The following is a 26493-nucleotide window of genomic DNA, read 5'->3' on the forward strand; positions in this document are numbered from 1 at the left end:
ACGCACCAAGCGACGTGTGAGGGATTTGAACGTGCTCGACGTCAACTTTTTCGACGAGTTGCGAATTGGGCTGGCGACCGCGGACGACATTCGTCAGTGGTCGCACGGCGAGGTCAAGAAGCCCGAGACGATCAACTACCGCACCCTCAAGCCGGAGAAGGACGGGCTCTTCTGCGAGAAGATCTTCGGTCCGCAGCGGGACTGGGAGTGCTACTGCGGTAAGTACAAGCGGGTCCGGTTCAAGGGCATCATCTGTGAGCGCTGCGGCGTCGAGGTGACCCGCTCGAAGGTCCGCCGTGAGCGGATGGGCCACATCGAGCTCGCTGCCCCGGTGACCCACATCTGGTACTTCAAGGGCGTGCCGAGCCGGCTGGGCTACCTGCTGGACCTCGCCCCGAAGGACCTCGAAAAGATCATTTACTTCGCCTCGTACGTCGTGACGAGCGTTGACGCCGAAGCGCGTCACCGTGACCTCTCGACCATCGAGAACGAGATCCTGGCCGAGAAGCGGCAGTCGGAGAACAGCCGCGACTCGGAGATCGAGAAGCGGGCGGCCAAGCTGGAGGCCGACCTGGCCGAGCTGGAGGCCGAGGGCGCGAAGGCGGACGTCCGGCGCAAGGTCAAGGAGGGCGGAGAGCGCGAGATGCGCCAGATCCGCGACCGGGCCCAGCGCGAGATCGACCGTCTGGACGAGGTGCTGGACACCTTCCGCAAGCTGGAGCCGAAGCAGCTGGTCACCGACGAGCTGCTCTACCGTGAGCTGCGCGACCGGTTCGGTGAGTACTTCACCGGCGGCATGGGTGCCGAGGCGATCAAGGCCCTGGTGCAGAACATGGACCTTGAGGCCGAGGCCGAGAACCTGCGGGAGACCATCCGCACCGGTAAGGGTCAGCGGAAGATCCGGGCGCTCAAGCGGCTCAAGGTCGTCGCGGCGTTCCAGAACACCCGCAACTCGCCGCTCGGCATGGTGCTGGACTGCGTACCGGTCATCCCGCCGGACCTGCGCCCGATGGTGCAGCTCGACGGCGGCCGTTTCGCCACCAGCGACCTGAACGACCTCTACCGTCGGGTGATCAACCGGAACAACCGGCTCAAGCGGCTGATCGACCTCGGCGCGCCCGAGATCATCGTCAACAACGAGAAGCGGATGCTGCAGGAGGCCGTCGACGCGCTGTTCGACAACGGCCGCCGCGGCCGGCCGGTCACCGGCCCGGGTAACCGTCCGCTCAAGTCGCTGTCCGACATGCTCAAGGGCAAGCAGGGCCGGTTCCGCCAGAACCTGCTGGGCAAGCGCGTCGACTACTCCGGCCGCTCGGTCATCGTGGTCGGCCCGAAGCTCAAGCTGCACCAGTGCGGCCTGCCCAAGCAGATGGCGCTGGAGCTGTTCAAGCCGTTCGTGATGAAGCGGCTGGTCGACCTCAACCACGCACAGAACATCAAGTCCGCCAAGCGGATGGTCGAGCGGCAGCGGCCGGTCGTGTGGGACGTGCTGGAAGAGGTCATCGGCGAGCACCCGGTGCTGCTCAACCGGGCGCCGACCCTGCACCGACTCGGCATCCAGGCCTTCGAGCCGCAGCTGGTCGAGGGCAAGGCCATCCAGATCCACCCGCTGGTCTGCACCGCGTTCAACGCCGACTTCGACGGTGACCAGATGGCGGTGCACGTGCCGCTGTCCGCCGAGGCCCAGGCCGAGGCGCGGATCCTGATGCTGTCGTCGAACAACATCCTCAAGCCGGCCGACGGCAAGCCGGTCACCATGCCCACGCAGGACATGGTCATCGGGCTCTACCACCTGACCCACCTCACCGCCGGTGAGCGCGGGGAGGGTCGGGCGTTCAGCTCGGACGCCGAGGCGCGGATGGCGTACGACAACGGCGAGCTGCACCTGCAGGCACCGGTGAAGATCCGGCTGCGGGACGTGGTCGAGGTGGACAACGGCGCCGGTGGGCAGCCGTGGACCGCGCCCGAGGGCTGGGTCCCGGGCGAGCCGCTCACGATCGAGACCACCCTTGGTCGGGTGCTGTTCAACGAGACCCTGCCGCAGGGCTACCGGTTCGTGAACTACGAGATCCGCAAGGGTCAGCTCTCCGCGATCGTCAACGACCTAGCCGAGCGGTTCCCGAAGGTGGCCCTGGCGGCCACCCTCGACGGGCTCAAGGAGGCCGGCTTCCACTGGGCCACCTGGTCCGGCGTGACCATCGGCATGGAGGACGTCATCGCTCCGCCGCGCAAGCGGGAGATCCTGGAGCGGTACGAGAAGGAAGCCGACCGGATCGACAAGCAGTACCAGCGTGGTCTGATGACCGCCGAGGAGCGTCGCGGCGAGCTCATCGAGATCTGGACCAAGGCGACCAACGAGGTCGCCAAGGAGATGGACACCGCGCTGCCGCAGGAGAACCCGCTGTGGAAGATGATCAACTCGGGTGCTCGCGGTAACCTGCTCCAGCTCCGGCAGATCGCGGCGATCCGTGGTCTGGTGGCCAACCCGAAGGGCGAGATCATCCCGCGGCCGATCAAGGCCAGCTACCGGGAGGGTCTGTCCGTGCTGGAGTACTTCATCTCCACGCACGGTGCCCGTAAGGGTCTCGCGGACACCGCCCTGCGTACCGCCGACTCGGGTTACCTGACCCGGCGTCTGGTGGACGTCTCGCAGGACGTCATCATCCGCGAGGAGGACTGCGGCACCGATCGGGCCATCCCGATGCAGGTCGGTCAGCAGCTCGACGGCCGGCTCGTGGTGCACGAGCACGCGGAGACCAGCGTGCACGCCCGTACCCTGGCCGACGACATCAAGGGGCCGGACGGCACCGTCGTCGCCGAGCGGGGCGCGGACATCAACTCGATCCTGGTCGACCGGATCGTCGCCGCCGGAGTCGAGACCGTCCGGGTACGCAGCGTGCTGACCTGCGAGTCGAAGCTGGGCGTCTGCGGTGCGTGCTACGGCCGCTCGCTGCCGACCGGCAAGATCGTGGACGTCGGTGAGGCGGTCGGCATCATCGCCGCCCAGTCCATCGGTGAGCCGGGTACGCAGCTGACGATGCGTACCTTCCACACCGGTGGTGTCGCGGGTGAGGACATCACCCAGGGTCTGCCGCGTGTCCAGGAGATCTTCGAGGCCCGGATCCCGAAGGGCAAGGCACCCATCGCCGACACCCCCGGCCGGATCCGGATCGAGGACGGCGAGCGGTCGCGCAAGATCGTGGTGATCCCGGACGACGGCAGCGACGAGATCGTCTACGACAAGATCTCGAAGCGGGTCCGGCTGCGGGCCCACGACGGCGACCACGTCGAGGTCGGCGAGAAGCTCACCGAGGGCACCATCGACCCGCACGAGTTGCTGCGCATCCTCGGCCCCCGGGCGGTCCAGGTCCACCTGACCCAGGAGGTCCAGGAGGTCTACCGCTCTCAGGGTGTGCTCATCCACGACAAGCACATCGAGATCATCATCCGCCAGATGCTCAAGCGGGTGACGGTCATCGACTCCGGCTCGACCGAGTTCCTGCCGGGTGTGCTTGTCGACCGGGCGCTGTTCGAGTCGGAGAACCGCCGGCTCGTCGGCGAGGGTGGCGAGCCCGCCGCCGGTCGTCCGGTGCTGATGGGTATCACCAAGGCCTCGCTGGCCACCGACTCCTGGCTCTCGGCGGCCTCCTTCCAGGAGACCACCCGGGTGCTGACCGACGCGGCGATCCACGCCCGCAGTGACTCGCTGATCGGTCTCAAGGAGAACGTGATCATCGGTAAGCTCATCCCGGCCGGTACCGGCATCAGCAAGTACCGCAACGTACGGGTCGAGCCGACCGAGGAGGCGAAGGCCAAGGTGTACTCGATGACCGGCTACCCGGAGACCGACTACGGTTTCGGGCCGGCCAGTGGCCAGGCGGTCCCGCTGGACGACTTCGACTTCGGGTCGTACCGCTGATCCGTCAGCTCTGACAACGAGGCCCCCGGCATCTGCCGGGGGCCTCGTTGTCGGTACCGGTCGCTATGGTCGCCGGTATGTCTGCGAGCCCACTACGCAAGGTCGACACGGTCTTCGTCAAGGTCGACGATCCGCACGCCGTGGCCGAGTGGTACGAGCAGGTACTGGGCTGGCCGAAGCTATTCCGCACCTCGCACATCGTGGTGCTGAAGGCACCGGAGGGTCCGCCGGTCACCTTGCTCAACCCGGGCGGCGGTGAGTGGTCCGGCTTCAACTTCCACGCTCCCGACGCGGCCACCGCGCGGGCCTGGCTGATCGAGCGGGGCGCCGAGGTCGGCGAGCTGAACGAGGCGCCCGACCAGCCGGTCACCTGGTTCTGGTTCCGTGACCCGCTCGGCAACCGGCTAGAGGTCTGCTCCTACTGATCCGGATCGCCCGGGCATGATGGAGACATGACGACCGCCGCCGGACCCATGCCGGTTGCACCTCCACCGGAGCCGCCCCGGCATCCGCTCGACCCGGATCCGGTCCGGGCGACCAAGGCTCGGGCGGTCTTCGCCCTCGGCCTGATGGCCGCATTGACGGGACTGCTGATCGGTGGCGTGGTACCGGCCACGGTGGCCCTGCACCTGGCCCGGCAGGCGCGTCGGGAGGCGTACGCCTCGGCGGGTTTCCTGACCGGTGCGGCCTGGCTGCGTCGTGGCGAGCGGCTGGCCTGGACGGGCCTGGTGCTGGTCGCGGTCAGCCTGGTGGTGGCGCTGGTGATCGGGGTGGTCCGGCTCGCCGAGTCGCCCTACGGGCAGGACTTCGCGCCTGAGGTCGACTGATCGGCACGCCTGGTGCGTCCTCGCGCCCGGCACCGAGGGGCTGACCGCCGACGGTAGCCTGACCGGTGTCCGTCGCGTGGTGCGTGGACGCTGCCCGACAAGGAGGATCCCGTGACGGAACCGGCGCGCCCCGAGGGCGGCGAAGCCGCTCAGCCCACCGTCGGGCGCCCCGATGCCGACCAGACGGGATGGGCCCGGCCTGGAAGCGATCGGGTCGAACCGGAACAGGCTGTCCCGCCGACCTCCCCGCCGGCACCTACCGCGACGTCCGCCGGTCCGCCGTCCGGCCCGCCAGTCCCGGGCCCACCGCCCGCCGCTGCCCCTTTCGGCCCGCCGCCCGCGAACTCGCCCTTTGGCCCGCCGCCCGGGTCGCCGGCCGCAGGCTCTCCTTTCGGGCCGCCCGGCTCGCCGACCTGGGGGCCGCCGCCCGGCTCGGCACCGCCCGCTCCGGCGGCCTTCGGGCCCTCGGCGGGCGGTCCATCCGCCTTCGGGGCGGTGCCGGGGTCGCCGCCGGCACCGGGTGGGCCCACCGGCGGCCCAGGCTGGAGACAGCCACCGCCGCCGCAGGATCCTCCCCGACCGCCGAAGCGGGTCGAGCCGGTGCCCGGTACGCCGTTCGCGGTGGTGCACCTCGACGTGCCCCCGGTCGCCTCCGGCCTGGCGGTCGGCTCGCTGGTGGCCGGTATCACCTCGATTCTGGTCTCGATTCTGGTCATTTGCGTGGGCGCCATCGGGGGAGGGGCGAACGGAGCCTGGGCGGCGGGTGCTTTCGCCGCCCTCGGTGGCCTCACCGGGGTGGGCGCCGTCGTGGCCGGTCTGCTCGGCCTGCGGCAGATCCGCCGCCCGGCACCTCCGCCGGCGGTCCGCTTCACCGGGCGGGGCCTGGCCATCGCGGGAATCAGCTGCGGTGGGACCGGCCTGCTGCTCTGCCTGGTAGGCGTGGGGCTGGCGGTGCTGCTGGCACTGGCTTAGAACCACCTGGCCACCGCCTCCCGAGAGACTCCGCCCCGGTCGGGGCACCGCCGTGTCCCTGGCTGGTTCGGGCGAGCCTCTGCCGACACCTCTGCCGATCGCTGGCCGGGCTGCGGTCGGATGGGGGCTCGCGGGCCGGTTTCCGGCAGAGCCGGTACACTTGTGTCCGTAGGTGCCCATCACGGGCGGGCGGTGCGACAGAGACCAGCCGGCAAGCGGTGCGACGTCCGGCAGGTTTTCCGTTTTGACCTGCACGGCTGTGGTAGGTACTCTTTCCCCTTGTGCCCGGGCCTGCCCGGGCAACTCGTGCGTGCGCTGGAGCCGGTTATCCGATATCCGGACGGCACCACGATTGGAGCCAGAAGATCCGGCCTGCGGCAATCCGTGTGCCGGTGACAAACCCCGGGTCTGCGCGCAAGCGCCGGACGGGAACCGTGAGTTTGGCGACACGCCCGACCGCGGGTGCCGGGACCTCCGCGAGGTGGCCCTGGCCGGAATGTAGGAGAGCCGATCACGAGATCGGCTACGGCAGACGGCGCGGTCGCGAGCAGCGGCCGAAGGGAGCGGAGAAACCCGGTGCCCACCATTCAGCAGTTGGTCCGAAAGGGCCGTCAGGCGAAGACGACCAAGACCAAGACCCCGGCGCTCAAGGGATCTCCGCAGCGGCGGGGAGTGTGCACCCGGGTGTACACCACCACCCCGAAGAAGCCGAACTCGGCGCTGCGCAAGGTCGCTCGTGTCAAGCTCAGCAGCCAGGTCGAGGTGACCGCCTACATCCCCGGTGTCGGGCACAACCTGCAGGAGCACTCGATCGTGCTCGTGCGTGGTGGCCGGGTGAAGGACCTCCCCGGTGTGCGTTACAAGATCGTTCGCGGTTCGCTGGACACCCAGGGTGTCCGTAACCGCAAGCAGGCGCGCAGCCGTTACGGCGCGAAGAAGGAGAAGAGCTGACATGCCGCGTAAGGGACCTGCTCCGCGGCGACCGCTGGTCGCTGACCCGGTGTACAACTCGCCGCTGGTCACGCAGCTGGTGAACAAGATCCTGCTGCGCGGCAAGCGTCAGCTCGCCGAGCGCGTGGTCTACGCCGCCCTGGAGGGCTGCCGGGAGAAGTCCGGGACCGACCCGGTCGTCACCCTCAAGCGCGCCATGGACAACGTCAAGCCGACCCTTGAGGTGCGCAGCCGCCGTGTCGGTGGCGCGACCTACCAGGTACCGGTCGAGGTCCGGCCGGCCCGGGCCACCACGCTGGGCCTGCGCTGGCTGGTGACCTACGCCCGCGCTCGGCGTGAGAAGACGATGATCGAGCGGCTGATGAACGAGCTGCTGGACGCGAGCAACGGCCTCGGTGCCGCCGTCAAGCGGCGCGAGGACACGCACAAGATGGCCGAGTCCAACAAGGCCTTCGCGCACTACCGCTGGTAACACCCTGGTCCCGGCGCCCTCCGGTGCCGGGACCGCCACCAGTTGTGTCGAGACGACGATAAGTAGGGATTGAAGTGGCCGCCGCAGACGCGCTCGCCAACGTACGCAACATCGGCATCATGGCGCACATCGATGCCGGTAAGACCACTACCACCGAGCGAATCCTGTTCTACACCGGTATCACGTACAAGATCGGTGAGGTCCACGAGGGCGCTGCCGTCATGGACTGGATGGAGCAGGAGCAGGAGCGCGGTATCACCATCACTTCCGCCGCCACGAAGTGCGAGTGGAAGGGCCACACGATCCAGATCATCGACACGCCCGGCCACGTCGACTTCACGGTCGAGGTGGAGCGGTCGTTGCGGGTCCTGGACGGTGCTGTCGCGGTCTACGACGGCGTGGCCGGCGTGGAGCCGCAGACGGAGAACGTCTGGCGTCAGGCGGACAAGTACAACGTCCCGCGGATGTGCTTCGTCAACAAGCTCGACCGGACCGGTGCCGACTTCTTCCGCTGCGTGCAGATGATGATCGACCGGCTGAACGCCACTCCGCTGGTGCTCCAGATCCCGATCGGGCTTGAGGGCAACCACATCGGCGTCGTCGACCTGGTCGAGATGCGCGCCCTCACCTGGCGCGGGGAGACCCAGAAGGGTGAGGACTACGCGATCGAGGAGATCCCGGCCGACCTGGCCGACTCCGCGGCCGAGTGGCGCGAGAAGCTGATGGAGACCCTGGCCGACGTCGACGACTCGGTGATGGAGAAGTACCTGGAGGGCGAGGAGATCTCCGTCGAGGAGATCAAGGCCGCCATCCGGCGGGCCACCATCGCCAGCAAGGCCAACCCGGTGCTCTGCGGCTCCGCGTTCAAGAACAAGGGCGTGCAGCCCATGCTCGACGCCGTCATCGACTACCTGCCGTCGCCGCTGGACATCCCGGCGATCGAGGGCACGGCCACCGACGGCGAGACGCCGATGCAGCGTAAGCCCTCCACCTCGGAGCCCTTCTCCGGCCTCGCATTCAAGATCCAGACCGACAAGCACCTCGGCAAGCTGACCTACGTCCGGGTCTACTCCGGCGTGGTCGAGTCCGGGTCCCAGGTGGTCAACTCCACCAAGGACCGCAAGGAGCGGGTCGGCAAGATCTACCAGATGCACGCCAACAAGCGGGAGGAGCGCAGCTCCGCCAAGGCTGGCGACATCATCGCGGTGCAGGGTCTGAAGCAGACCACCACCGGTGACACCCTGTGTGACCCGGCGAACCCGGTCATCCTGGAGTCGATGACGTTCCCGGAGCCGGTCATCGAGGTGGCCATCGAGCCGAAGACCAAGGCGGACCAGGAGAAGCTCAGCACCGCCATCCAGCGGCTGGCCGAGGAGGACCCGACCTTCCGCGTCAAGCTGGACGACCAGACCGGCCAGACGGTCATCTCCGGCATGGGCGAGCTGCACCTGGACATCCTGGTCGACCGGATGCGCCGCGAGTTCAACGTCGAGGCGAACATCGGTAAGCCTCAGGTGGCGTACCGCGAGACCATCCGCCGCACGGTGGAGAAGATCGAGTACACCCACAAGAAGCAGACCGGTGGTTCCGGCCAGTACGCCCGGGTGATCGTCAGCCTGGAGCCGCTGCCGCTGGGCAACGACGCGCCGACCTACGAGTTCGCCAACGCCGTCACCGGTGGCCGCATCCCCCGGGAGTTCATCCCCTCGGTGGACGCGGGCGCGCAGGATGCCATGCAGTACGGCGTCCTCGCCGGATTCCCGCTGGTCGGGGTCAAGCTGACGCTGCTGGACGGCCAGTACCACGAGGTCGACTCGTCGGAAATGGCATTCAAGATCGCCGGTTCGATGGTGATGAAGGACGCGGCCCGCAAGGCCGATCCCGCGTTGCTCGAGCCGATGATGGCTGTTGAGGTCACCACTCCCGAAGAGAACATGGGTGACGTCATCGGCGACCTCAACTCCCGACGCGGCATCATCCAGGCGATGGAGGAGCGCAGCGGCGCCCGTGTCGTCCGCGCCCTGGTGCCGTTGTCGGAGATGTTCGGCTACGTCGGCGACCTGCGGTCGAAGACCCAGGGCCGGGCTAGCTACAGCATGCAGTTCGACTCCTACGCCGAGGTTCCGGCCTCGGTGGCGAAGGAGATCATCGCCAAGGCGACGGGTGAGTGACGCTCACCTGACGTGATCGGATGATCCGACGGTGGTCGCGGAAGGAATTCCCCGACCGCGACCACCTCGGTCGGATTGTGTGAATTCCGGGCCTGTAGGCTTCATCGCCGCAGAACCCACAAAGCTCTCCGGCCGTCAGGCCGGAAAGGCTGTCGACAGAGTCCTAAGCGCCGCTCCTGGCGCGCCGGGGCGAACGAACCAAGAAGTCCACAGGAGGACACCAGTGGCGAAGGCGAAGTTCGAGCGGACTAAGCCGCACGTCAACATCGGCACCATTGGTCACATCGACCACGGTAAGACGACGCTGACGGCGGCCATCACCAAGGTCCTGCACGACCAGTTCCCGGACCTGAACCCGTACACGCCGTTCGACGAGATCGACAAGGCGCCGGAGGAGAAGGCCCGCGGCATCACGATCTCGATCGCACACGTCGAGTACCAGACCGAGGCGCGGCACTACGCGCACGTCGACTGCCCCGGTCACGCCGACTACATCAAGAACATGATCACCGGTGCCGCCCAGATGGACGGCGCGATCCTGGTGGTCGCGGCGACCGACGGCCCGATGCCGCAGACCCGCGAGCACGTGCTGCTGGCCCGCCAGGTTGGCGTGCCGTACATCGTCGTGGCGCTGAACAAGAGCGACATGGTCGACGACGAGGAGCTGCTGGAGCTCGTCGAGCTTGAGGTCCGCGAGCTGCTCTCGTCGCAGGAGTACCCGGGCGACGACCTGCCGGTCGTGCGCGTCTCGGCGCTGAAGGCCCTGGAGGGCGACCCGGAGTGGACCGGGAAGCTGATGGACCTGATGAACGCCGTCGACACCGCGATCCCGCAGCCGGAGCGCGAGACCGAGAAGCCGTTCCTGATGCCGATCGAGGACGTCTTCACGATCACCGGTCGTGGCACCGTCGTCACCGGTCGCGCCGAGCGCGGCATCCTCAAGCCGAACGAGGAGGTGGAGATCGTCGGTATCCGCGAGAAGTCGCAGAAGACGGTCTGCACCGGCATCGAGATGTTCCGCAAGCTGCTCGACGAGGCCCGTGCGGGTGAGAACGTCGGTCTGCTGCTGCGCGGCATCAAGCGCGAGGACGTCGAGCGCGGCATGGTGGTCGTCAAGCCGGGCACCACGACCCCGCACACGGAGTTCGAGGCGACGGTCTACATCCTCTCCAAGGAGGAGGGCGGCCGGCACACCCCGTTCTTCCAGAACTACCGTCCGCAGTTCTACTTCCGGACCACGGACGTCACCGGTGTCGTCACCCTCCCCGAGGGCACCGAGATGGTCATGCCGGGCGACAACACCACGATGACCGTGAAGCTGATCCAGCCCATCGCGATGGAGGAAAACCTCAAGTTCGCGATCCGGGAGGGTGGCCGTACGGTCGGCGCTGGTCGCGTCACCAAGATCATCAAGTGAGCTGGGTAACCCCGATTAGACCCGCCGCCGGTCGTGCGGCATACTAGTCAGGTTGCGTAACGACAGTTCGCCGCCCGTGTTCGGCTTCCGCTGAACCTCCGGGTAGGCAGAGCAGTCGGGCGTGGGGTGGTTGGCGGCCCGTCCGTCAACCACCCTCGCGCGGCGTTCAGGTCGCCTCAGTGCGATCGGCGCTTGGACCCACCGCGGTCAGGATCGCTCCGGTATCCCGGGGCGGAGCCTGGCCCCAGGGCGCGACACGCCCGACCGCGGGGGTGGGCGAAGAGGGTCTGTGCCAGCCGGTACAGGCACCCGCAACACAGCGGCATCGAGAGAAGGAACAGAAGCCACCATGGCGGGACAGAAGATCCGCATCCGGCTCAAGGCCTATGACCACGAGGTCGTCGACTCCTCGGCTCGGAAGATCGTCGAGACGGTGACGCGTACCGGGGCGCAGGTCGCGGGCCCGGTGCCGCTGCCCACGGAGATCAACCGTTTCTGCGTCATCCGCTCGCCGCACAAGTACAAGGACTCGCGCGAGCACTTCGAGATGCGTACGCACAAGCGACTGATCGACATCATCGACCCGACCCCGAAGACGGTCGACTCGCTCATGCGCCTCGACCTGCCGGCTGGCGTCGACATCGAGATCAAGCTGTAGGGACCGGACACATGGACAGGCAAGTTAAGGGGATCCTGGGCGCGAAGCTCGGCATGACCCAGGTCTGGGACAACAACCGCGTTGTCCCGGTGACCGTGGTTCAGGCCGGCCCCTGCGTCATCACCCAGGTTCGTGACGCCGACAAGGACGGTTACTCCGCGGTCCAGCTGGCGTACGGGACGATCGACCCGCGGAAGGCGAAGAAGCCGCTGCGTGGGCACTACGCCAAGGCTGACGTGGCGCCGCGCCGGCACATCGTCGAGCTGCGCACCAGCGACGCCGCGGACTACTCGCTCGGCCAGGAAGTCACGGTCGAGGAGTTCCCGGCCGGTGTCTCGATCGACGTGACCGGCAAGACCAAGGGCAAGGGCTACGCCGGCCCGATGAAGCGGCACGGCTTCCACGGTCTGCGCGCCAGCCACGGTGTCGAGCGCAAGCACCGCTCGCCGGGCTCGATCGGCGCCTGCGCCACCCCGGGTCGCGTCTTCAAGGGCACCCGGATGGCCGGCCGCATGGGCGGCGTGCGCTACACCGTGCAGAACCTGACCGTCCAGGCGGTCGACACCGAGAACAATCTCCTGCTCGTCCGTGGCGCCATCCCCGGCCCCAAGGGCGCGCTGGTCCTGGTCCGTACCGCGGCCAAGGCCAAGGCGAAGAAGGGCGGTGTGGGCAAGTGACCACCGTTGACGTCCTCAACTCCGAGGGCACCAAGACCGGCTCGGTCGAGCTGCCCGCCGACATCTTCGACGCGCAGGCCAACATCGCGCTGATGCACCAGGTCGTCGTGGCGCAGCTGGCTGCCGCTCGGCAGGGCACCCACAAGACCAAGACCCGGGGCGAGGTTGCCGGCGGCGGCAAGAAGCCGTACAAGCAGAAGGGCACCGGTCGTGCCCGGCAGGGCTCGATCCGCGCACCGCAGTTCGCCGGCGGTGGCGTGGTCCACGGCCCGGTGCCGCGCGACTACAGCCAGCGCACCCCGAAGAAGATGAAGGCCGCCGCGCTGCGTGGTGCCCTGTCGGACCGGGCGCGTGCCGGGCAGGTGCACGTCGTCGAGGCGTTCGTCTCGGGCGAGAAGCCGTCGACCAAGGCGGCCCTGACCGCGCTCGCCAAGCTGACCACCGCCCGGCGGGTGCTGGTCGTGTTGAGCAGCACCGACGAACTGAACTGGGTGTCGCTGCGCAACGAGCCGCGGGTGCACCTGATCGAGGCCGGCCAGCTCAACACGTACGACGTGCTGGTGGCCGACGATGTGGTCTTCACCAAGGAGGCCCTGGACGAGTTCCTGGGCGTGCCGGCCGAGACCACCGAGGAGGGTGGCAAGTGAGCACGATCGCCGATCCGCGCGACATCATCGTCGCGCCGGTCGTCTCGGAGAAGAGCTACAGCGAGCTGAACCGCAACTGGTACACCTTCCTGGTGCACCCGGACGCGAACAAGACGGCGATCAAGATCGCTATCGAGCAGATCTTCAACGTCCGTGTCCTGACGGTCAACACGCTCAACCGCGAGGGCAAGCGCAAGCGGACCCGTACCGGGTTCGGTAAGCGCAAGGACACCAAGCGGGCGATGGTGAAGCTGGCTGAGGGCGACCGCATCGAGGCCTTCGGCGGCCCGGTCAGCTGAGGGGTGTAGACAATGGCTATCCGTAAGTACAAGCCGACGACGCCGGGCCGGCGTGGCTCCAGCGTCGCCGACTTCGCCGAGATCACCCGGTCGACTCCCGAGAAGTCGCTGCTGGTCCCGCTGCCCAAGAAGGGCGGCCGGAACGTGCACGGCCGGATCACCGCTCGTCACCAGGGTGGCGGCCACAAGCGGCAGTACCGGCTGATCGACTTCAAGCGGGTCGACAAGGACGGCGTGCCGGCCAAGGTCGCGCACATCGAGTACGACCCGAACCGCACGGCGCGGATCGCGCTGCTGCACTACGCCGACGGCGAGAAGCGGTACATCATCGCGCCGAAGGACCTGAAGCAGGGCGACACGGTGGAGTCGGGCCCGAGCGCCGACATCAAGCCGGGCAACAACCTGCCGCTGCGCAACATCCCGGTCGGTACCACGATCCACAACGTGGAGCTGCGTCCGGGCGGTGGCGCCAAGCTGGCTCGCTCGGCCGGCGTCGGCATCCAGCTGCTCGGCCGCGAGGGCGCGTACGCGACCCTGCGTATGCCGTCCGGCGAGATCCGGCGGGTGGACGTGCGCTGCCGCGCCAGCGTCGGTGAGATCGGCAACGCCGACCAGTCGAACATCAACTGGGGCAAGGCCGGCCGGATGCGGTGGAAGGGCAAGCGCCCGACCGTCCGTGGTGTCGCCATGAACCCGGTCGACCACCCGCACGGTGGTGGTGAGGGCAAGACCTCCGGTGGTCGCCACCCGGTCAACCCGCAGGGTAAGCCCGAGGGCCGCACCCGTCGTAAGGGCCAGCCGAGTGACCGGCTGATCGTCCGCCGTCGCTACGCCACGCGTAAGCGCGGCTGAGGGAGATAAGACATGCCTCGCAGCCTGAAGAAGGGCCCGTTCATCGACGACCACCTGCTCAAGAAGGTGGAGACGCAGAACGAGAAGGGCTCGAAGAACGTCATCAAGACCTGGTCGCGCCGCTCGACGATCATCCCGGAGATGCTCGGGCACACGATCGCCGTGCACGACGGACGTAAGCACGTCCCGGTGTTCGTGACCGAGGCGATGGTCGGGCACAAGCTCGGCGAGTTCGCGCTGACCCGCACGTTCAAGGGTCACGAAAAGGACGACCGGAAGAGCCGCCGGCGCTGACGCCGCGGGCATACGGATAGAGGATCAAGGGGTTACAGCGATGCCAGGAAAGGGCGACGCTCCGGTGCTTCCGGGCGCGCGGGCGGTTGCGCGGCACGTGCGCATCTCGCCGATGAAGGCGCGCCGGGTGGTCAACCTCGTCCGCGGCCTGCCCGCGAAGGAGGCGCTCACGGTGCTGCAGTTCGCGCCGCAGGCTGCGAGCGAGCAGGTGTACAAGGTGCTCGCGAGCGCGATCGCCAACGCGGAGAACAACGAGCGGCTGGACCCCGACGCGCTGCTCGTCAGCGAGGCGTTCGTGGACGAGGGCCCGACGATGAAGCGGTTCCAGCCACGGGCGCAGGGCCGGGCGTACCGGATCCGTAAGCGCACCTGCCACATCACCGTGGCGGTCGAGGCGGTCGCGCCGGCCGCGCCGAGGAAGTCGGCGAACAAGGCGGCTCCGGCGAAGCAGACCGCGCCGGCCGAGACGCAGAGCAACACGGAGGGCGCCGAGTAATGGGTCAGAAGGTTCACCCGCACGGGTTCCGGCTCGGCATCTCGACCGACTGGAAGTCCCGCTGGTTCGCGGACAAGCTCTACAAGGACTACATCGGCGAGGATGTCAAGATCCGCCGGATGATGTCCAAGGGGCTGGAGCGCGCCGGCATCTCCAAGGTCGACATCGAGCGCACCCGCGACCGGGTCCGCGTCGACATCCACACCGCCCGGCCGGGCATCGTCATCGGCCGTAAGGGTGCCGAGGCCGACCGGATCCGCGGCGAGTTGGAGAAGCTCACCGGCAAGCAGGTGCAGCTGAACATCATCGAGGTGAAGAACCCCGAGTCGGACGCGCAGCTGGTCGCCCAGGGCGTGGCCGAGCAGCTCTCCAGCCGGGTCAGCTTCCGTCGCGCGATGCGCAAGGCGATGCAGTCGGCGATGAAGAACCCGATGTGCAAGGGCATCCGGGTGCAGGTCTCGGGTCGCCTCGGCGGCGCCGAGATGAGCCGCACGGAGTTCTACCGCGAGGGTCGGGTTCCGCTGCACACGCTGCGGGCCAACATCGAGTACGGCTTCTTCGAGGCCCGTACCACCTTCGGCCGCATCGGCGTGAAGGTCTGGATCTACAAGGGCGACGCGGTGCCGGGTCGGGAGACTCCGGCCGAGGCACCGTCGCGCCCGCGCCGGGAGCGCGGTGACCGGCCCGAGCGGCCGCGCCGTGGTCGGTCGGGTTCGTCCGGCACGACCTCCGGTGGCACCGAGGCCGGCCGGGCTGCCGCGACGACCGTCGCGCAGCAGGCCGAGACGCCGAGTGGCGAGCCGGTCGACAGCGCTGCTGTCGCGGCTGCGGCTTCGGCTCCGGCAGAAACGCAGCAGGAGGGCTGACAGATGCTGATGCCGCGCAAGCCCCCGAAGGGCTTCCGCAAGCCGCACCACCCGGACCGCAGCGGCGCGTCCAAGGGCGGCAACCGGGTGGTGTTCGGCGAGTTCGGGATCCAGGCTCTGGAACCGGCGTACGTGACCAACCGGCAGATCGAGTCGGCGCGTATCGCGATGACCCGCCACATCAAGCGTGGCGGCAAGGTCTGGATCACCATCTTCCCGGACCAGGCCCTCACCAAGAAGCCGGCGGAAACCCGGATGGGTTCCGGTAAGGGCTCGCCCGAGTGGTGGGTCGCGAACGTCAAGCCCGGGCGGGTTCTCTTCGAGATGTCCTTCCCGAACGAGCAGATCGCGCGAGAGGCGATGCGTCGCGCGATCCACAAGCTCCCGATGAAGTGCCGCATTGTTACGCGCGAAGTGGGTGAATCCTGATGGCAGCGGGCGTTAAGGCCTCCGAGCTGCGTGAGCTCTCCGAGGAGGAGCTGGTCACAAAGCTGCGCGAGGCCAAGGCGGAGCTGTTCAACCTCCGCGTGCAGGCCGCAACCGGGCAGCTGGACAACAACCGGCGGCTGCAGGTCATCCGTCGGGAGATTGCCCGGATCTACACGATCATGCGTGAGCGTGAGCTGGGGCTCTCGGCCGCGCCGACTGAGGTGACTGCAGGATGAGCGAGAACACGACCCCCACCAAGCCGCGGGGCCGCCGTAAGGTCCGCGAGGGCCTCGTGGTCAGCGACAAGATGGAAAAGACCGTCGTGGTCGAGGTCGAGGACCGGGTCAAGCACGCGCTGTACGGCAAGATCATGCGCCGGACCAGCAAGCTCAAGGTCCACGACGAGCAGAACTCGGCCGGCATCGGCGACCGTGTCCTGATCATGGAGACCCGGCCGCTCTCCGCCACCAAGCGGTGGCGGCTCGTGGAGATCCTCGAGAAGGCCAAGTAGCGAAGGCTCGAGCTCGGCCCAGACGGTCGGGCGCAGGTTCCGCCAGGCTCCGGCCGCCCCGGCGGCCGGAGAACCGGCAGACATAGGAGATAGACGTGATTCAGCAGGAGTCGCGACTGCGCGTCGCCGACAACACGGGTGCCCGGGAGATCCTGTGCATCCGGGTTCTCGGTGGCTCCGGTCGGCGCTACGCGAGCATCGGCGACGTCATCGTGGCCACCGTCAAGGACGCGATCCCGGGTGCCGGTGTGAAGAAGGGCGACGTGGTCAAGGCCGTCGTCGTCCGCACCGCCAAGGAGAAGCGGCGGCCGGACGGTTCGTACATCCGCTTCGACGAGAACGCCGCCGTCATCATCAAGGACGGCGGGGACCCGCGCGGTACCCGTATCTTCGGCCCGGTCGGCCGTGAGCTGCGGGACAAGCGGTTCATGAAGATCATCTCTCTCGCGCCGGAGGTGTTGTGACCGTGAAGGTCAAGAAGGGCGACACGGTCGTCGTCATCGCCGGCAAGGACAAGGGTGCCAAGGGTAAGGTCATCGCGGCCTACCCGCGGCAGGACAAGGTCCTGGTCGAGGGCGTGAACCGGATCAAGAAGCACACTCGCATCAGCACCACCCAGCGTGGCGCCAAGACCGGTGGCATCGTCACCCAGGAGGCCCCGATCCACGTTTCGAACGTGATGGTCGTGGACTCCGACGGCAAGCCGACCCGCGTCGGTTACCGGATCGACGAGAACGGCCAGAAGGTTCGCATCGCGCGTAGCACCGGTAAGGACCTGTGATGACCACGGCTACCGAAACCAAGACGATGCCGCGCCTCAAGGAGCGGTACCGCAACGAGATCATCGCCCAGCTGCGCGAGCAGTACGAGTACGGCAACCCGATGCAGGTGCCGCGGCTGGTCAAGATCGTCGTGAACATGGGTGTGGGCGAGGCCGCCCGGGACGCCAAGCTCATCGACGGTGCGGTCCGCGACCTGGCCACCATCACCGGTCAGAAGCCGCAGGTCCGGCGGGCGACGAAGTCCATCGCGCAGTTCAAGCTGCGGGAAGGCATGCCGATCGGCGCGAAGGTGACCCTGCGCGGCGACCGGATGTGGGAGTTCCTGGACCGGCTGCTGTCCATCGCGCTGCCGCGTATCCGTGACTTCCGCGGCCTCGACGGGCGCAAGCTCGACGGGCACGGCAACTACACGTTCGGTCTGACCGAGCAGTCGGTGTTCCACGAGATCGACCAGGACAAGATCGATCGCCAGCGGGGCATGGACATCACGGTGGTTACGACCGCCACGACCGACGACGAGGGCCGGGCGCTGCTGAAGCTCCTGGGCTTCCCGTTCAAGGAGAACTGAGATGGCCAAGAAGGCGCTGATCCTCAAGGCGGCCGCGAAGCCGAAGTTCTCGGTTCGCGCGTACACCCGCTGCCAGCGGTGCGGGCGTCCCAAGGCGGTCTACCGCAAGTTCGGGCTCTGCCGGGTGTGTATCCGGGAGATGGCCCACCGCGGTGAGCTGCCCGGCGTGTCCAAGGCTTCCTGGTAATAGCCCGGCGCGCTCCGGCGCGTCAGCTGGACTGTCTCTTCGCCGTAGGCCTGCGACGTGTCGCGGGAACCCCGGCGAGAAAGGTTGACGAGTTTTCATGACGATGACCGACCCGATCGCAGACATGCTCACGCGTCTGCGTAACGCCAACCAGGCGTACCACGACCGGGTGACGATGCCGTACTCGAAGATCAAGGCGAACATCGCCGAGGTCCTCAAGTCCGAGGGCTACATCGCCACCTGGGCAGTCGAGGAGCCCGAGGAGGGTGCCGTCGGCAAGCGACTGGTCGTCGAGCTGAAGTACGGCCAGAACCGGGAGCGGAGCCTGGCCGGTATCAAGCGCGTCTCCAAGCCCGGTCTGCGGGTGTACGCCAAGTCGGACGGGCTCCCCCGGGTGCTCGGTGGGCTGGGCGTGGCGATCATTTCGACGTCCCAGGGACTGCTCACCGACCGGCAGGCCCGCAAGCGGAGCGTTGGCGGGGAAGTCCTCGCCTTCGTCTGGTAACGGGAGACAGGTAGAAATGTCGCGTATTGGACGTAAGTCGATCCCGGTGCCATCCGGAGTCGACGTGACGATCGACGGCCGGACCGTCAAGGTCAAGGGCCCCAAGGGCGAGCTGTCGCACACCCTGGCCGAGCCGATCACCATCGAGCGGGCCGAGGACGGGCAACTGAGCGTCAACCGCCCGAACGACGAGCGCAAGGCCAAGGAACTGCACGGCCTGAGCCGTACCCTGGTCGCCAACATGATCGTCGGGGTCACCGAGGGCTACCGTAAGAGCCTGGAGATCGCCGGCACGGGTTACCGGGTCACCGCCAAGGGCAAGGACCTGGAGTTCGCGCTCGGGTTCTCGCACCCGGTGCAGGTGCAGGCGCCCGAGGGCATCACCTTCACGGTGGAGCGCCCGACGCTGTTCCACGTGGCCGGCATCGACAAGCAACTCGTCGGTGAGGTCGCCGCCAACATCCGGAAGATTCGCCCGCCGGAGCCCTACAAGGGCAAGGGCGTGAAGTACCAGGGCGAAGTCATCCGACGCAAGGCCGGAAAGGCAGGTAAGAAGTGAGCGCCACGCTGCTCAAGCGCCGCCGCGGCGTCGCCGCCAAGCGTGCCGTCGGGCGGGCGCGGCGGCACTTCCGAGTGCGCAAGAACGTCAGCGGCACCGCCGCGCGTCCCCGCCTGGTGGTCACCCGTTCGCTGCGGCACATCGTCGCCCAGATCGTGGACGACACCAAGGGTCACACCTTGGCGTCGGCCTCGACCCTGGACGCCTCGGTGCGCGGTACGGAGGGCGACAAGAGCGCCCTGGCTGGCAAGGTCGGCACCCTGCTGGCCGAGCGGGCCAAGGCCGCTGGCATCTCGAAGGTCGTCTTCGACCGCGGCGGCAACCGGTACGCGGGGCGGGTAGCCGCGCTCGCCGACGCCGCCCGCGAAGCCGGGCTCGAGTTCTGACAATCCCCGTCACGAGAGAGAAGGAAGGCTGCTGATGCCAGGTCAACAGCGCCGTGGCGGCGGGTCCGGTGGCAACGAGGGTGGTCGCCGCGACAACCGCCGTGAGGGCGGCCGCGGAAACGCGCCCGCCGAGAAGACCCCGCACCTCGAGCGGGTCGTCGCGATCAACCGCGTCGCCAAGGTCGTGAAGGGTGGTCGTCGCTTCAGCTTCACCGCCCTGGTGATCGTGGGCGACGGCGACGGCACCGTGGGCGTGGGCTACGGAAAGGCCAAGGAGGTGCCCGCGGCGATCGCCAAGGGCGTCGAGGAGGCCAAGAAGCACTTCTTCAAGGTGCCGCGGATCGGTTCCTCGATCCCGCACCCGGTCACGGGCGAGGACGCCGCCGGGGTGGTGCTGCTCAAGCCGGCCTCCGCCGGTACGGGTGTCATCGCGGGTGGCCCGGTCCGTGCCGTGCTGGAGTGCGCGGGCATCCACGACGTGCTCTCCAAGAGCCTCGGCTCGTCGAACCCGATCAACATCGTGCACGCCACCGTGGCCGCGCTGAAGGGGCTGGAGTCCCCGGAGGCCGTTGCCGCGCGGCGGGGCCTGCCGGTGGAAGACGTCGCGCCGGCGGCCATGCTGGCCTCGCGGGCGGAGGTGGCGTCCTGATGGCACGGCTCAAGGTCACCCAGGTCCGTTCCGAGATCGGGACCAAGCGCAACCAGCGGGAGTCGTTGCGTTCGCTCGGTCTCAAGCGGATCAATGACGTGGTGGTCAAGGAGGACCGGCCCGAGATTCGCGGCATGATCTTCACGGTCAACCACCTCGTGAAGGTCGAGGAGGTCGAGTAATGACGATCAAGGTCCATCACCTGCGTCCAGCGCCGGGTGCCAAGACCGCGAAGACCCGTGTGGGTCGCGGTGAGGGCTCCAAGGGCAAGACCGCCGGTCGCGGTACCAAGGGTTCGAAGGCCCGGAAGAACATCTCGGCGGCGTTCGAGGGTGGGCAGATGCCCATCCACATGCGCCTGCCGAAGCTGAAGGGCTTCAAGAACAAGTTCAAGGTGGTCTTCCAGGTCGTGAACCTGGACCGCCTGGCCGAGCTGTTCCCCAACGGTGGCCAGGTCGGCCCGACCGAACTGGTCGAGGCCGGCGCGGTCCGCAAGGGGCAGCCGGTGAAGATCCTCGGCACCGGGGACCTCGGCGGAGTGGCGCTCCAGGTGTCGGCGCACGCGTTCAGCGCGTCGGCCAAGGAGAAGATCACGGCTGCCGGCGGTTCGACGACCGAGCTGTAGAGCGGTTTTACCCATGGCGCCCGCCAGTTGATCCCAGCTGGCGGGCGCCATGGTCTACAACGGGCCTTCGCGCCCGGTAACATCGGATTCGGTTTATGTAGCCGGGCACATCTGCCCGGACCGGGATCGGGCTGTTAGAGTCCCTTCCCAGCCATGGATATCGGGCACTTGCCCGGAACCCACCCCGATCCGCCAGGGACGACCGGCGGCCCGCCTCGCGCAGGAGGAAGAAGTTGCTGTCCGCCTTTCTCAGTGCGTTCCGTACGCCTGACCTGCGCAAGAAGCTGCTGTTCACAGTCGGCATCATCGCGATCTACCGGCTCGGCGCCACGGTGCCCAGCCCGGGCGTCTCGTACGGCAACGTGCAGAAGTGCCTGGAGACCCTTGAAGGCTCCACAGGCGTACTGAACCTGCTCGATCTCTTCTCCGGCGGCGCGCTGCTGCAGCTGTCGATCTTTGCGCTGGGCATCATGCCCTACATCACCGCGTCGATCATCCTGCAGCTGCTGACGGTGGTCATTCCCCGGCTCGAGCAGCTCCGCAAGGAGGGCCAGGCCGGCCAGGCGAAGATCACCCAGTACACCCGCTATCTGACGCTGGGGCTGGGTGTCCTGCAGGCCTCGGCGTTCGTGGCGCTGGCCCGCTCCGGGCAGCTGTTCAACAACCAGTGCAACGAGGAGATCATCCCGACCGGCACCGGCATCCCGGACTGGCTGACCCTGTCCATCCTGGTGATGACGATGACCGCCGGCACCGGCATGGTCATGTGGCTCGGTGAGCTGATCACCGACCGCGGTGTCGGCAACGGCATGTCCGTCCTGATCTTCACCTCGATCGCGGCCCGGCTCCCCAGCGAGGGCTGGCGGATCAAGGAGAGCCAGGGCTGGTGGAAGTTCATGCTCGTCATCGCCCTGGTGCTGGTGGTCATCACCGCAGTGACCTTCATCGAGCAGGCGCAGCGCCGCATCCCGGTGCAGTACGCCAAGCGCATGATCGGCCGGCGGATGTACGGCGGCACCTCGACCTACATCCCGCTCAAGGTCAACCAGGCGGGTGTGATCCCGGTCATCTTCGGCTCGTCGCTGCTCTACCTGCCGCAGCTGGCCTTGCAGTTCTTCGACCAGAACGACCCGGGCAAGACCCAGGCGTGGATCCAGAACAACCTGGTCGACCCGACCAGCCCGATCTACATCGCGGTCTACTTCCTGCTGATCATCTTCTTCACGTACTTCTACGTCTCGATCACGTTCAACCCGACCGAGGTCGCGGACAACATGAAGAAGTACGGCGGCTTCGTGCCGGGCATCCGCCCCGGTAAGCCGACCGCCGACTACCTGGACTTCATCCTCAGCCGCATCACCCTGCCGGGTGCGCTGTACCTCGCGATCATCTCGATCCTGCCGAACTTCTTCTTCATCTGGCTGGACCGGCAGCAGTACCTCAACTTCCCGTTCGGTGGTACCGCAGTGCTGATCATGGTCGGCGTTGCTCTGGAGACGAGCAAGCAGATCGAGAGCCAACTGATGCAGCGGAACTACGAAGGGTTCCTGCGGTAGATGAGACTGGTTCTGGTTGGCCCGCCGGGTGCGGGCAAGGGCACACAGGCGGAGTTCATCGCCGCGCACCTGTCCGTGCCGAAGATCTCGACCGGCGACATCTTCCGGGCCAACGTGTCCCAGGGCACCCCGCTCGGCGTCGAGGCCAAGCGATACATGGACGCCGGCAAGCTGGTCCCGGACGAGGTCACCATCAACATGGTGCGGGACCGGCTCGCTGAGCCGGACGCCGCCGAGGGCTTCCTGCTCGACGGTTTCCCGCGTACCACCCCGCAGGCCGCCGCGCTGGACAAGCTCCTCGCCGATCTCGGAACCGCGCTGGACATCGTGCTCGAACTGGTCGTCGACGACGACGAGGTGATCCGCCGGCTCTCCGGCCGGCGTACCTGCCGGGGCTGCGGCAAGATCTGGCATGTCGAGTTCGATCCGACCAGCCGGGAAAGCATCTGCGACCGGTGCGGCGCGGAGCTGTTCCAGCGGGACGACGACAAGCCGGAGACGATCGCCGCCCGACTGCGGGAGTACGCCGAGAAGACCGCGCCGCTGGTGGACTACTACGGCGCGCAGGGCAAGCTGGTCGGCATCGACGCCACCGGCCCGGTGGAGGACGTCACGGTCCGCGCCATCGACGCCCTTCGCTCGTACGGGGGCTGAGGTCGCCCGGCTGCCAGCCGGATAGAGTGCTAACAGCGGGGTACGCCGGTCGTACCTCGCTGTTTCGGCAACGAAAGGTAGCGCCTCCATGCGTCGTCCCCAGCTGGACATCCAGCTGAAGACTCCTGAGCAGATCGAGAAGATGCGGGCCGCCGGCCTCGTGGTCGCGGAGGCGCTTCGCCGGATGCGGGAGGCGGTGGCCCCGGGCGTGAGCACCGCCGACCTGGATGCGATCGCCGAGACGACGATTCGTGCCGCGGGTGCGGTCCCGTCCTTCCAGGGCTACCACGGGTTCCCGGCGTCGATCTGCTCCTCGGTCAACGAGCAGATCGTGCACGCCATCCCGTCGCCGAAGCAGGTGCTCGCCGACGGTGACCTGATCTCGATCGACTGCGGCGCGGTGCTCGACGGGTGGCACGGCGACGCGGCGATCACGGTCGGCGTGGGCGAGGTCGATCCGGCGCTGCTGCGGATGGCCGAGGTCGCCGAGGACGCGATGTGGGCGGGGATCGCTGCCGCCGCTCGCGGTGCCGCCGGGGGCAAGGGCCGGCTGACCGACATCTCGCATGCGGTGGAACGTGCGATCCGTAAGGCGGGGCGCTACGGCATCGTCGACGGCTACGGCGGCCACGGCATCGGTACGGAGATGCATCAGGACCCGCACGTGCTCAACCACGGGCGGCCGGGCAAGGGCCCCCGGTTGGTGCCGGGGCTGGCGCTGGCCATCGAGCCGATGATCACCATGGGTTCCCCGCGTACGGCGGAACTCGCCGACGGCTGGACCGTCGTCACCCGCGACGGCTCGCGTGCCGCGCATGTCGAGCACACCATGGCCCTGCTGCCCGACGGGGTGTGGGTGCTTACCGCGCAGGACGGCGGCCGGGCCCGCCTGGGCGACCTGGTCACCGCTCGCCAGCCGAGCGCCACGCCGGCCGGGTAACGCGGGCGGCCACAGCGGCCCGGCATTGCCCGGGACCACGCTGGAGCGGCCGCCAGGGGCGATGCTGGCACTGCGGTGGCATGCTTGCCGGCATGGACGAGCGGGACGCTATGCGAGCAGCGGACGCCGACCGTCAGGCGGTCGCCGAACGACTCCGGGTGGCGCTCGACGAGGGGCGACTCGACCTGCACGAGTACGACGAGCGGTTGCAGCGGGCCTACGCCGCCCGCACCTACGCCGAACTCGACGCCCTCGTCAGTGACCTGCCGGTGCCCGGCGGCGCGGTGCTGCCGACGCCTCGGCAGCCGAGCGGCCCGGTGCCGGCCGGGGCCGGACGCGGGCCCACCGCGCGCTGGCTGGTCGAGGTATGGGAACCCTGGCTGAAGGTGGTCGGGATCGTGGTGGCGGTCTGGGCCGTCAGCTCGCTGGCGGCCGGTGAGGTGCTCTACTTCTGGCCGGGCTGGGTCGCGGGTCCGTGGGGTGCGGTGGTGCTGGTGCGTACCGTCACCGGGCTGACCAGTGGTGAGCCGGCGCGTTGGGCAGCCGAGCGGGAGCGCCGCCGGCAGCGGAAGGCGGAGAAGCGGGCGCTCAAGCGTGAGCGTAAGGCCGTCGGCCAGCAGCAGCCCGGCATCGCTGGCGCCCCTGGATCCGGCGCGGCGGCCGAGCAGGCGGTGCAGCAGGCGAACGGCGTCACCGAAGCCGCACCAGCGGCCGAGAGCGGCCGCACCGAAGGTGGGCGACCGACCCGCGACGGCGGCACCCACGGCGCCGCCGGGGCACCGGTGAGTGAGCCGACGCGGGGACCTGACCGGGGTGATGTGGGCTGAACGTCCCGTTTACTGGACCTGGTTGAGCCCAGGTGGCAGGTCGGTTTGGCGACCGCGTGCAGGCGGGCGTACACTTTCTGATCGGCGCGCAGCGTCCACTCCGTCATGCCCACCAGCGCTTCGGTGGGACGCGGAGCCGCGGCTGGCGCGGGAAGCCTGATCTTGGTCAAGCACCCGTGTAAGACGTTGTGGGCCGTCCGGAGCAACCGACGTCAGGACAGCGGAGGACATGCCGAAAAAAGACGGAGCCATCGAGATCGAAGGTCGGGTCATCGAGCCCCTGCCGAACGCTATGTTCCGGGTGGAGCTCGCCAACGGCCACAAGGTGCTGGCTCACATCAGCGGCAAGATGCGGCAGCACTACATCCGCATCCTGCCGGAGGATCGGGTCGTCGTCGAACTCTCGCCGTACGACCTGACCCGCGGGCGCATCGTCTACCGCTACAAGTAAGCCTGACGGCGGCCGGGAAACGTCCCGTGTCCGTCTTCGACGTCCGGTGTCGCGCCTCGTGATGCCGGGCCAGATGGGAAGTAAGGCAACCGTGAAGGTCAAGCCGAGCGTCAAGAGGATCTGCAACAAGTGCCGGGTTATCCGCCGGCACGGCCGGGTCATGGTCATCTGCACCGACCCGCGCCACAAGCAGCGCCAGGGCTGAACGAGCCCACACATCACACATGCTCGTCCCAGCCGCGAGCGGTGCGCAGCGCGTACTCCATCGTGGTTGACCCCCGGTCGAAGGCCGGGGCCCGCTCGGGCAGCGACCGATCCCGGTCGCCGGCGCCATCGGCGTCGGAAGGACAGGGACGGCCGGTAGCGGGGTGGGACGGGTCCACACCTTCGCCAGCACACCACGAGGAGTACGCCCGCACATGGCACGTCTAGTCGGCGTCGACCTTCCCCGCGAGAAGCGGATGGAGATCGCGCTCACCTACATCTTCGGCGTGGGCCGCACCCGCGCCCTGGAGACGCTCAGCGCCACCGGCATCTCGCCGGACAAGCGCGTTCGGGACCTCACGGACGAGGAGCTGGTCCAGCTCCGGAACCACATCGAGGCCAACTACAAGGTTGAAGGCGACCTGCGCCGCGAGGTCGCCGCTGACATCCGCCGCAAGGTTGAGATCGGCTGCTACGCCGGCATCCGGCACCGCCGGGGCCTGCCCGTGCGTGGCCAGCGGACCAAGACCAACGCCCGGACCCGCAAGGGCCCGAAGCGGACGGTCGCCGGCAAGAAGAAGCCTGGCAAGAAGTAATAGTTCTTAAACCGGAACGCTGGTCGTTCTCCGTCGAGGTAGGGCGGGCTCCAACTGGAACCGGTGTCTACCTGATCAACGGGGCCAACAGCCAGAACCGATCGAGAACCTTAATCAGGAGCGCACAGACTTATGCCACCGAAGGCTCGTGCCGGAGCCGCTGTCAAGAAGGTCCGGCGCAAGGAACGTAAGAACGTCGCCCACGGGCAGGCGCACATCAAGAGCACCTTCAACAACACCATCGTCTCGATCACCGATCCGACTGGTGCCGTCATCTCCTGGGCCTCGTCCGGCCAGGTGGGCTTCAAGGGCTCCCGCAAGTCGACCCCGTTCGCCGCGCAGCTGGCCGCCGAGGCCGCCGCGCGTCGGGCTATGGAGCACGGCATGCGCAAGGTCGACGTGTTCGTCAAGGGCCCCGGCTCCGGCCGGGAGACCGCCATCCGTTCGCTGCAGGCCGTGGGCCTTGAGGTCGGGCAGATCTCCGACGTCACCCCGCAGCCGCACAACGGGTGCCGTCCGCCGAAGCGTCGTCGGGTCTGAGAGGTA

36 protein-coding genes and 1 pseudogene are annotated in these 26493 nt (G+C 68.1%); all 37 read left to right on the plus strand.

The genetic code is table 11. From position 1 onward, the window contains the following. The first annotated feature begins 31 nt into the window (after nt 1–31). The 37 genes and pseudogenes from O7624_RS19545 (at nt 32) to rpsK (ending at nt 26487) form a co-directional block, all read left to right on the plus strand. Nucleotides 32–3919, plus strand: coding sequence for a DNA-directed RNA polymerase subunit beta' (locus O7624_RS19545; protein ID WP_093403734.1), 3888 nt, complete (start codon nt 32–34; stop codon nt 3917–3919). A gap of 77 nt (nt 3920–3996) precedes the next feature. Beyond that, on the plus strand, nt 3997–4344 hold the full coding sequence (locus O7624_RS19550; protein ID WP_282236835.1) for a VOC family protein: 348 nt from the start codon (nt 3997–3999) through the stop codon (nt 4342–4344). A gap of 27 nt (nt 4345–4371) precedes the next feature. Continuing rightward, nucleotides 4372–4746 (plus strand): hypothetical protein, encoded by a 375-nt coding sequence (locus tag O7624_RS19555; protein ID WP_093403601.1) that lies wholly within the window; start codon nt 4372–4374, stop codon nt 4744–4746. A 600-nt stretch (nt 4747–5346) separates the two neighbouring features. Further along, nucleotides 5347–5718 (plus strand): hypothetical protein, encoded by a 372-nt coding sequence (locus tag O7624_RS19560; protein WP_210936517.1) that lies wholly within the window; start codon nt 5347–5349, stop codon nt 5716–5718. A 576-nt stretch (nt 5719–6294) separates the two neighbouring features. Next, on the plus strand, nt 6295–6669 hold the full coding sequence (rpsL, locus tag O7624_RS19565) for a 30S ribosomal protein S12 (protein ID WP_013735958.1): 375 nt from the start codon (nt 6295–6297) through the stop codon (nt 6667–6669). 1 nt (nt 6670) lies between these two features. Next, a complete protein-coding gene (gene rpsG / locus O7624_RS19570) occupies nt 6671–7141 on the plus strand; it encodes a 30S ribosomal protein S7 (RefSeq protein WP_093403604.1) in 471 nt (156 codons plus the stop codon). 74 nt (nt 7142–7215) lie between these two features. After that, entirely contained in the window at nt 7216–9312 is a 2097-nt protein-coding gene (fusA, locus tag O7624_RS19575; RefSeq protein WP_093403605.1) for an elongation factor G, read from the plus strand. A 223-nt stretch (nt 9313–9535) separates the two neighbouring features. After that, nucleotides 9536–10729 carry an elongation factor Tu gene (gene tuf, locus O7624_RS19580; protein ID WP_093403606.1) on the plus strand — a complete coding sequence of 398 codons (1194 nt, stop codon included), beginning with the start codon at nt 9536–9538 and terminating at the stop codon, nt 10727–10729. Nucleotides 10730–11078: 349 nt separating this feature from the next. Further along, the gene (rpsJ, locus tag O7624_RS19585; protein WP_007073037.1) at nt 11079–11387 is read left to right on the plus strand and encodes a 30S ribosomal protein S10; all 309 of its coding nucleotides are present in this window, start codon (nt 11079–11081) and stop codon (nt 11385–11387) included. Nucleotides 11388–11398: 11 nt separating this feature from the next. Beyond that, complete coding sequence (gene rplC, locus O7624_RS19590; RefSeq protein ID WP_093403607.1) at nt 11399–12064, plus strand: 50S ribosomal protein L3; 666 nt, start codon at nt 11399–11401, stop codon at nt 12062–12064. Further along, on the plus strand, nt 12061–12711 hold the full coding sequence (gene rplD, locus O7624_RS19595) for a 50S ribosomal protein L4 (protein ID WP_093403609.1): 651 nt from the start codon (nt 12061–12063) through the stop codon (nt 12709–12711). The genes rplC and rplD overlap by 4 nt, the downstream gene beginning before the upstream one ends. Further along, entirely contained in the window at nt 12708–13010 is a 303-nt protein-coding gene (rplW, locus tag O7624_RS19600; protein WP_093403611.1) for a 50S ribosomal protein L23, read from the plus strand. Before rplD ends, rplW begins: the two co-directional genes overlap by 4 nt. Before the next feature lie 12 nt (nt 13011–13022). After that, nucleotides 13023–13862: a 50S ribosomal protein L2 gene (gene rplB, locus O7624_RS19605; RefSeq protein WP_093403613.1), complete on the plus strand. Its 840-nt coding sequence runs from the start codon at nt 13023–13025 to the stop codon at nt 13860–13862. Nucleotides 13863–13874: 12 nt separating this feature from the next. Beyond that, nucleotides 13875–14156, plus strand: a complete 282-nt coding sequence (gene rpsS, locus O7624_RS19610; protein ID WP_013735950.1) for a 30S ribosomal protein S19 — start codon at nt 13875–13877, stop codon at nt 14154–14156. Nucleotides 14157–14196: 40 nt separating this feature from the next. Beyond that, nucleotides 14197–14652, plus strand: coding sequence for a 50S ribosomal protein L22 (gene rplV / locus O7624_RS19615; protein ID WP_093403614.1), 456 nt, complete (start codon nt 14197–14199; stop codon nt 14650–14652). Then, on the plus strand, nt 14652–15518 hold the full coding sequence (gene rpsC, locus O7624_RS19620) for a 30S ribosomal protein S3 (protein WP_093403615.1): 867 nt from the start codon (nt 14652–14654) through the stop codon (nt 15516–15518). Before rplV ends, rpsC begins: the two co-directional genes overlap by 1 nt. Nucleotides 15519–15521: 3 nt before the next feature. Further along, the gene (gene rplP, locus O7624_RS19625; RefSeq protein WP_007465292.1) at nt 15522–15947 is read left to right on the plus strand and encodes a 50S ribosomal protein L16; all 426 of its coding nucleotides are present in this window, start codon (nt 15522–15524) and stop codon (nt 15945–15947) included. After that, nucleotides 15947–16183: a 50S ribosomal protein L29 gene (gene rpmC, locus O7624_RS19630; RefSeq protein ID WP_076466662.1), complete on the plus strand. Its 237-nt coding sequence runs from the start codon at nt 15947–15949 to the stop codon at nt 16181–16183. The genes rplP and rpmC overlap by 1 nt, the downstream gene beginning before the upstream one ends. Continuing rightward, nucleotides 16180–16458 carry a 30S ribosomal protein S17 gene (gene rpsQ / locus O7624_RS19635; RefSeq protein ID WP_093403616.1) on the plus strand — a complete coding sequence of 93 codons (279 nt, stop codon included), beginning with the start codon at nt 16180–16182 and terminating at the stop codon, nt 16456–16458. The genes rpmC and rpsQ overlap by 4 nt, the downstream gene beginning before the upstream one ends. Nucleotides 16459–16553: 95 nt before the next feature. After that, a complete protein-coding gene (gene rplN / locus O7624_RS19640; RefSeq protein ID WP_007073026.1) occupies nt 16554–16922 on the plus strand; it encodes a 50S ribosomal protein L14 in 369 nt (122 codons plus the stop codon). Next, a complete protein-coding gene (gene rplX / locus O7624_RS19645) occupies nt 16919–17239 on the plus strand; it encodes a 50S ribosomal protein L24 (RefSeq protein ID WP_170863408.1) in 321 nt (106 codons plus the stop codon). The genes rplN and rplX overlap by 4 nt, the downstream gene beginning before the upstream one ends. Then, on the plus strand, nt 17239–17808 hold the full coding sequence (gene rplE / locus O7624_RS19650) for a 50S ribosomal protein L5 (protein WP_093403618.1): 570 nt from the start codon (nt 17239–17241) through the stop codon (nt 17806–17808). The genes rplX and rplE overlap by 1 nt, the downstream gene beginning before the upstream one ends. A 1-nt stretch (nt 17809) precedes the next feature. Then, nucleotides 17810–17995 carry a type Z 30S ribosomal protein S14 gene (locus O7624_RS19655; protein ID WP_007073023.1) on the plus strand — a complete coding sequence of 62 codons (186 nt, stop codon included), beginning with the start codon at nt 17810–17812 and terminating at the stop codon, nt 17993–17995. Between the two features lie 97 nt (nt 17996–18092). Beyond that, complete coding sequence (gene rpsH, locus O7624_RS19660; RefSeq protein ID WP_093403619.1) at nt 18093–18500, plus strand: 30S ribosomal protein S8; 408 nt, start codon at nt 18093–18095, stop codon at nt 18498–18500. Between the two features lie 16 nt (nt 18501–18516). Then, entirely contained in the window at nt 18517–19059 is a 543-nt protein-coding gene (gene rplF, locus O7624_RS19665) for a 50S ribosomal protein L6 (protein WP_093403620.1), read from the plus strand. Then, nucleotides 19056–19445, plus strand: a complete 390-nt coding sequence (rplR, locus tag O7624_RS19670) for a 50S ribosomal protein L18 (RefSeq protein WP_093403621.1) — start codon at nt 19056–19058, stop codon at nt 19443–19445. Before rplF ends, rplR begins: the two co-directional genes overlap by 4 nt. Before the next feature lie 34 nt (nt 19446–19479). Then, nucleotides 19480–20094: a 30S ribosomal protein S5 gene (gene rpsE / locus O7624_RS19675; RefSeq protein WP_093403623.1), complete on the plus strand. Its 615-nt coding sequence runs from the start codon at nt 19480–19482 to the stop codon at nt 20092–20094. After that, nucleotides 20094–20276, plus strand: coding sequence for a 50S ribosomal protein L30 (gene rpmD / locus O7624_RS19680; protein ID WP_018784560.1), 183 nt, complete (start codon nt 20094–20096; stop codon nt 20274–20276). The genes rpsE and rpmD overlap by 1 nt, the downstream gene beginning before the upstream one ends. Further along, nucleotides 20276–20719, plus strand: a complete 444-nt coding sequence (rplO, locus tag O7624_RS19685) for a 50S ribosomal protein L15 (protein WP_093403624.1) — start codon at nt 20276–20278, stop codon at nt 20717–20719. Before rpmD ends, rplO begins: the two co-directional genes overlap by 1 nt. Before the next feature lie 233 nt (nt 20720–20952). After that, nucleotides 20953–22275: a preprotein translocase subunit SecY gene (gene secY, locus O7624_RS19690; RefSeq protein ID WP_093403626.1), complete on the plus strand. Its 1323-nt coding sequence runs from the start codon at nt 20953–20955 to the stop codon at nt 22273–22275. Beyond that, nucleotides 22276–22929 (plus strand): adenylate kinase, encoded by a 654-nt coding sequence (locus O7624_RS19695; RefSeq protein ID WP_093403627.1) that lies wholly within the window; start codon nt 22276–22278, stop codon nt 22927–22929. 88 nt (nt 22930–23017) lie between these two features. Further along, on the plus strand, nt 23018–23869 hold the full coding sequence (gene map, locus O7624_RS19700; protein ID WP_093403628.1) for a type I methionyl aminopeptidase: 852 nt from the start codon (nt 23018–23020) through the stop codon (nt 23867–23869). 92 nt (nt 23870–23961) lie between these two features. Continuing rightward, a pseudogene (locus O7624_RS19705) lies at nt 23962–24450 on the plus strand (DUF1707 domain-containing protein); the annotation flags it as partial. 475 nt (nt 24451–24925) lie between these two features. Next, nucleotides 24926–25147: a translation initiation factor IF-1 gene (infA, locus tag O7624_RS19710; protein WP_007073013.1), complete on the plus strand. Its 222-nt coding sequence runs from the start codon at nt 24926–24928 to the stop codon at nt 25145–25147. A 91-nt stretch (nt 25148–25238) separates the two neighbouring features. After that, nucleotides 25239–25352, plus strand: coding sequence for a 50S ribosomal protein L36 (gene rpmJ / locus O7624_RS19715; RefSeq protein ID WP_012184307.1), 114 nt, complete (start codon nt 25239–25241; stop codon nt 25350–25352). Nucleotides 25353–25566: 214 nt separating this feature from the next. Further along, entirely contained in the window at nt 25567–25947 is a 381-nt protein-coding gene (gene rpsM, locus O7624_RS19720) for a 30S ribosomal protein S13 (protein WP_093403631.1), read from the plus strand. 132 nt (nt 25948–26079) lie between these two features. Next, the gene (rpsK, locus tag O7624_RS19725; protein ID WP_013288613.1) at nt 26080–26487 is read left to right on the plus strand and encodes a 30S ribosomal protein S11; all 408 of its coding nucleotides are present in this window, start codon (nt 26080–26082) and stop codon (nt 26485–26487) included. Nucleotides 26488–26493: the final 6 nt, after the last annotated feature.

The organism is Verrucosispora sp. WMMD1129 (genome assembly GCF_029581255.1).
GTDB classification, from domain to species: domain Bacteria; phylum Actinomycetota; class Actinomycetes; order Mycobacteriales; family Micromonosporaceae; genus Micromonospora; species Micromonospora sediminimaris.

What these genes read in the sequence shown, in the direction of transcription:
- O7624_RS19550 (WP_282236835.1), top strand. Translation starts at nt 3,997, where the DNA reads ATGTCTGCGAGCCCACTACGCAAGGTCGACACGGTCTTCGTCAAGGTC.
- O7624_RS19555 (WP_093403601.1), top strand. Translation starts at nt 4,372, where the DNA reads ATGACGACCGCCGCCGGACCCATGCCGGTTGCACCTCCACCGGAGCCG.
- rpsG (WP_093403604.1), top strand. Translation starts at nt 6,671, where the DNA reads ATGCCGCGTAAGGGACCTGCTCCGCGGCGACCGCTGGTCGCTGACCCG.
- rpsJ (WP_007073037.1), top strand. Translation starts at nt 11,079, where the DNA reads ATGGCGGGACAGAAGATCCGCATCCGGCTCAAGGCCTATGACCACGAG.
- rplC (WP_093403607.1), top strand. Translation starts at nt 11,399, where the DNA reads ATGGACAGGCAAGTTAAGGGGATCCTGGGCGCGAAGCTCGGCATGACC.
- rplB (WP_093403613.1), top strand. Translation starts at nt 13,023, where the DNA reads ATGGCTATCCGTAAGTACAAGCCGACGACGCCGGGCCGGCGTGGCTCC.
- rpsS (WP_013735950.1), top strand. Translation starts at nt 13,875, where the DNA reads ATGCCTCGCAGCCTGAAGAAGGGCCCGTTCATCGACGACCACCTGCTC.
- rplV (WP_093403614.1), top strand. Translation starts at nt 14,197, where the DNA reads ATGCCAGGAAAGGGCGACGCTCCGGTGCTTCCGGGCGCGCGGGCGGTT.
- rpsC (WP_093403615.1), top strand. Translation starts at nt 14,652, where the DNA reads ATGGGTCAGAAGGTTCACCCGCACGGGTTCCGGCTCGGCATCTCGACC.
- rplP (WP_007465292.1), top strand. Translation starts at nt 15,522, where the DNA reads ATGCTGATGCCGCGCAAGCCCCCGAAGGGCTTCCGCAAGCCGCACCAC.
- rpmC (WP_076466662.1), top strand. Translation starts at nt 15,947, where the DNA reads ATGGCAGCGGGCGTTAAGGCCTCCGAGCTGCGTGAGCTCTCCGAGGAG.
- rpsQ (WP_093403616.1), top strand. Translation starts at nt 16,180, where the DNA reads ATGAGCGAGAACACGACCCCCACCAAGCCGCGGGGCCGCCGTAAGGTC.
- rplE (WP_093403618.1), top strand. Translation starts at nt 17,239, where the DNA reads ATGACCACGGCTACCGAAACCAAGACGATGCCGCGCCTCAAGGAGCGG.
- O7624_RS19655 (WP_007073023.1), top strand. Translation starts at nt 17,810, where the DNA reads ATGGCCAAGAAGGCGCTGATCCTCAAGGCGGCCGCGAAGCCGAAGTTC.
- rpsH (WP_093403619.1), top strand. Translation starts at nt 18,093, where the DNA reads ATGACGATGACCGACCCGATCGCAGACATGCTCACGCGTCTGCGTAAC.
- rplF (WP_093403620.1), top strand. Translation starts at nt 18,517, where the DNA reads ATGTCGCGTATTGGACGTAAGTCGATCCCGGTGCCATCCGGAGTCGAC.
- rpsE (WP_093403623.1), top strand. Translation starts at nt 19,480, where the DNA reads ATGCCAGGTCAACAGCGCCGTGGCGGCGGGTCCGGTGGCAACGAGGGT.
- rpmD (WP_018784560.1), top strand. Translation starts at nt 20,094, where the DNA reads ATGGCACGGCTCAAGGTCACCCAGGTCCGTTCCGAGATCGGGACCAAG.
- rplO (WP_093403624.1), top strand. Translation starts at nt 20,276, where the DNA reads ATGACGATCAAGGTCCATCACCTGCGTCCAGCGCCGGGTGCCAAGACC.
- O7624_RS19695 (WP_093403627.1), top strand. Translation starts at nt 22,276, where the DNA reads ATGAGACTGGTTCTGGTTGGCCCGCCGGGTGCGGGCAAGGGCACACAG.
- map (WP_093403628.1), top strand. Translation starts at nt 23,018, where the DNA reads ATGCGTCGTCCCCAGCTGGACATCCAGCTGAAGACTCCTGAGCAGATC.
- infA (WP_007073013.1), top strand. Translation starts at nt 24,926, where the DNA reads ATGCCGAAAAAAGACGGAGCCATCGAGATCGAAGGTCGGGTCATCGAG.
- rpsM (WP_093403631.1), top strand. Translation starts at nt 25,567, where the DNA reads ATGGCACGTCTAGTCGGCGTCGACCTTCCCCGCGAGAAGCGGATGGAG.
- rpsK (WP_013288613.1), top strand. Translation starts at nt 26,080, where the DNA reads ATGCCACCGAAGGCTCGTGCCGGAGCCGCTGTCAAGAAGGTCCGGCGC.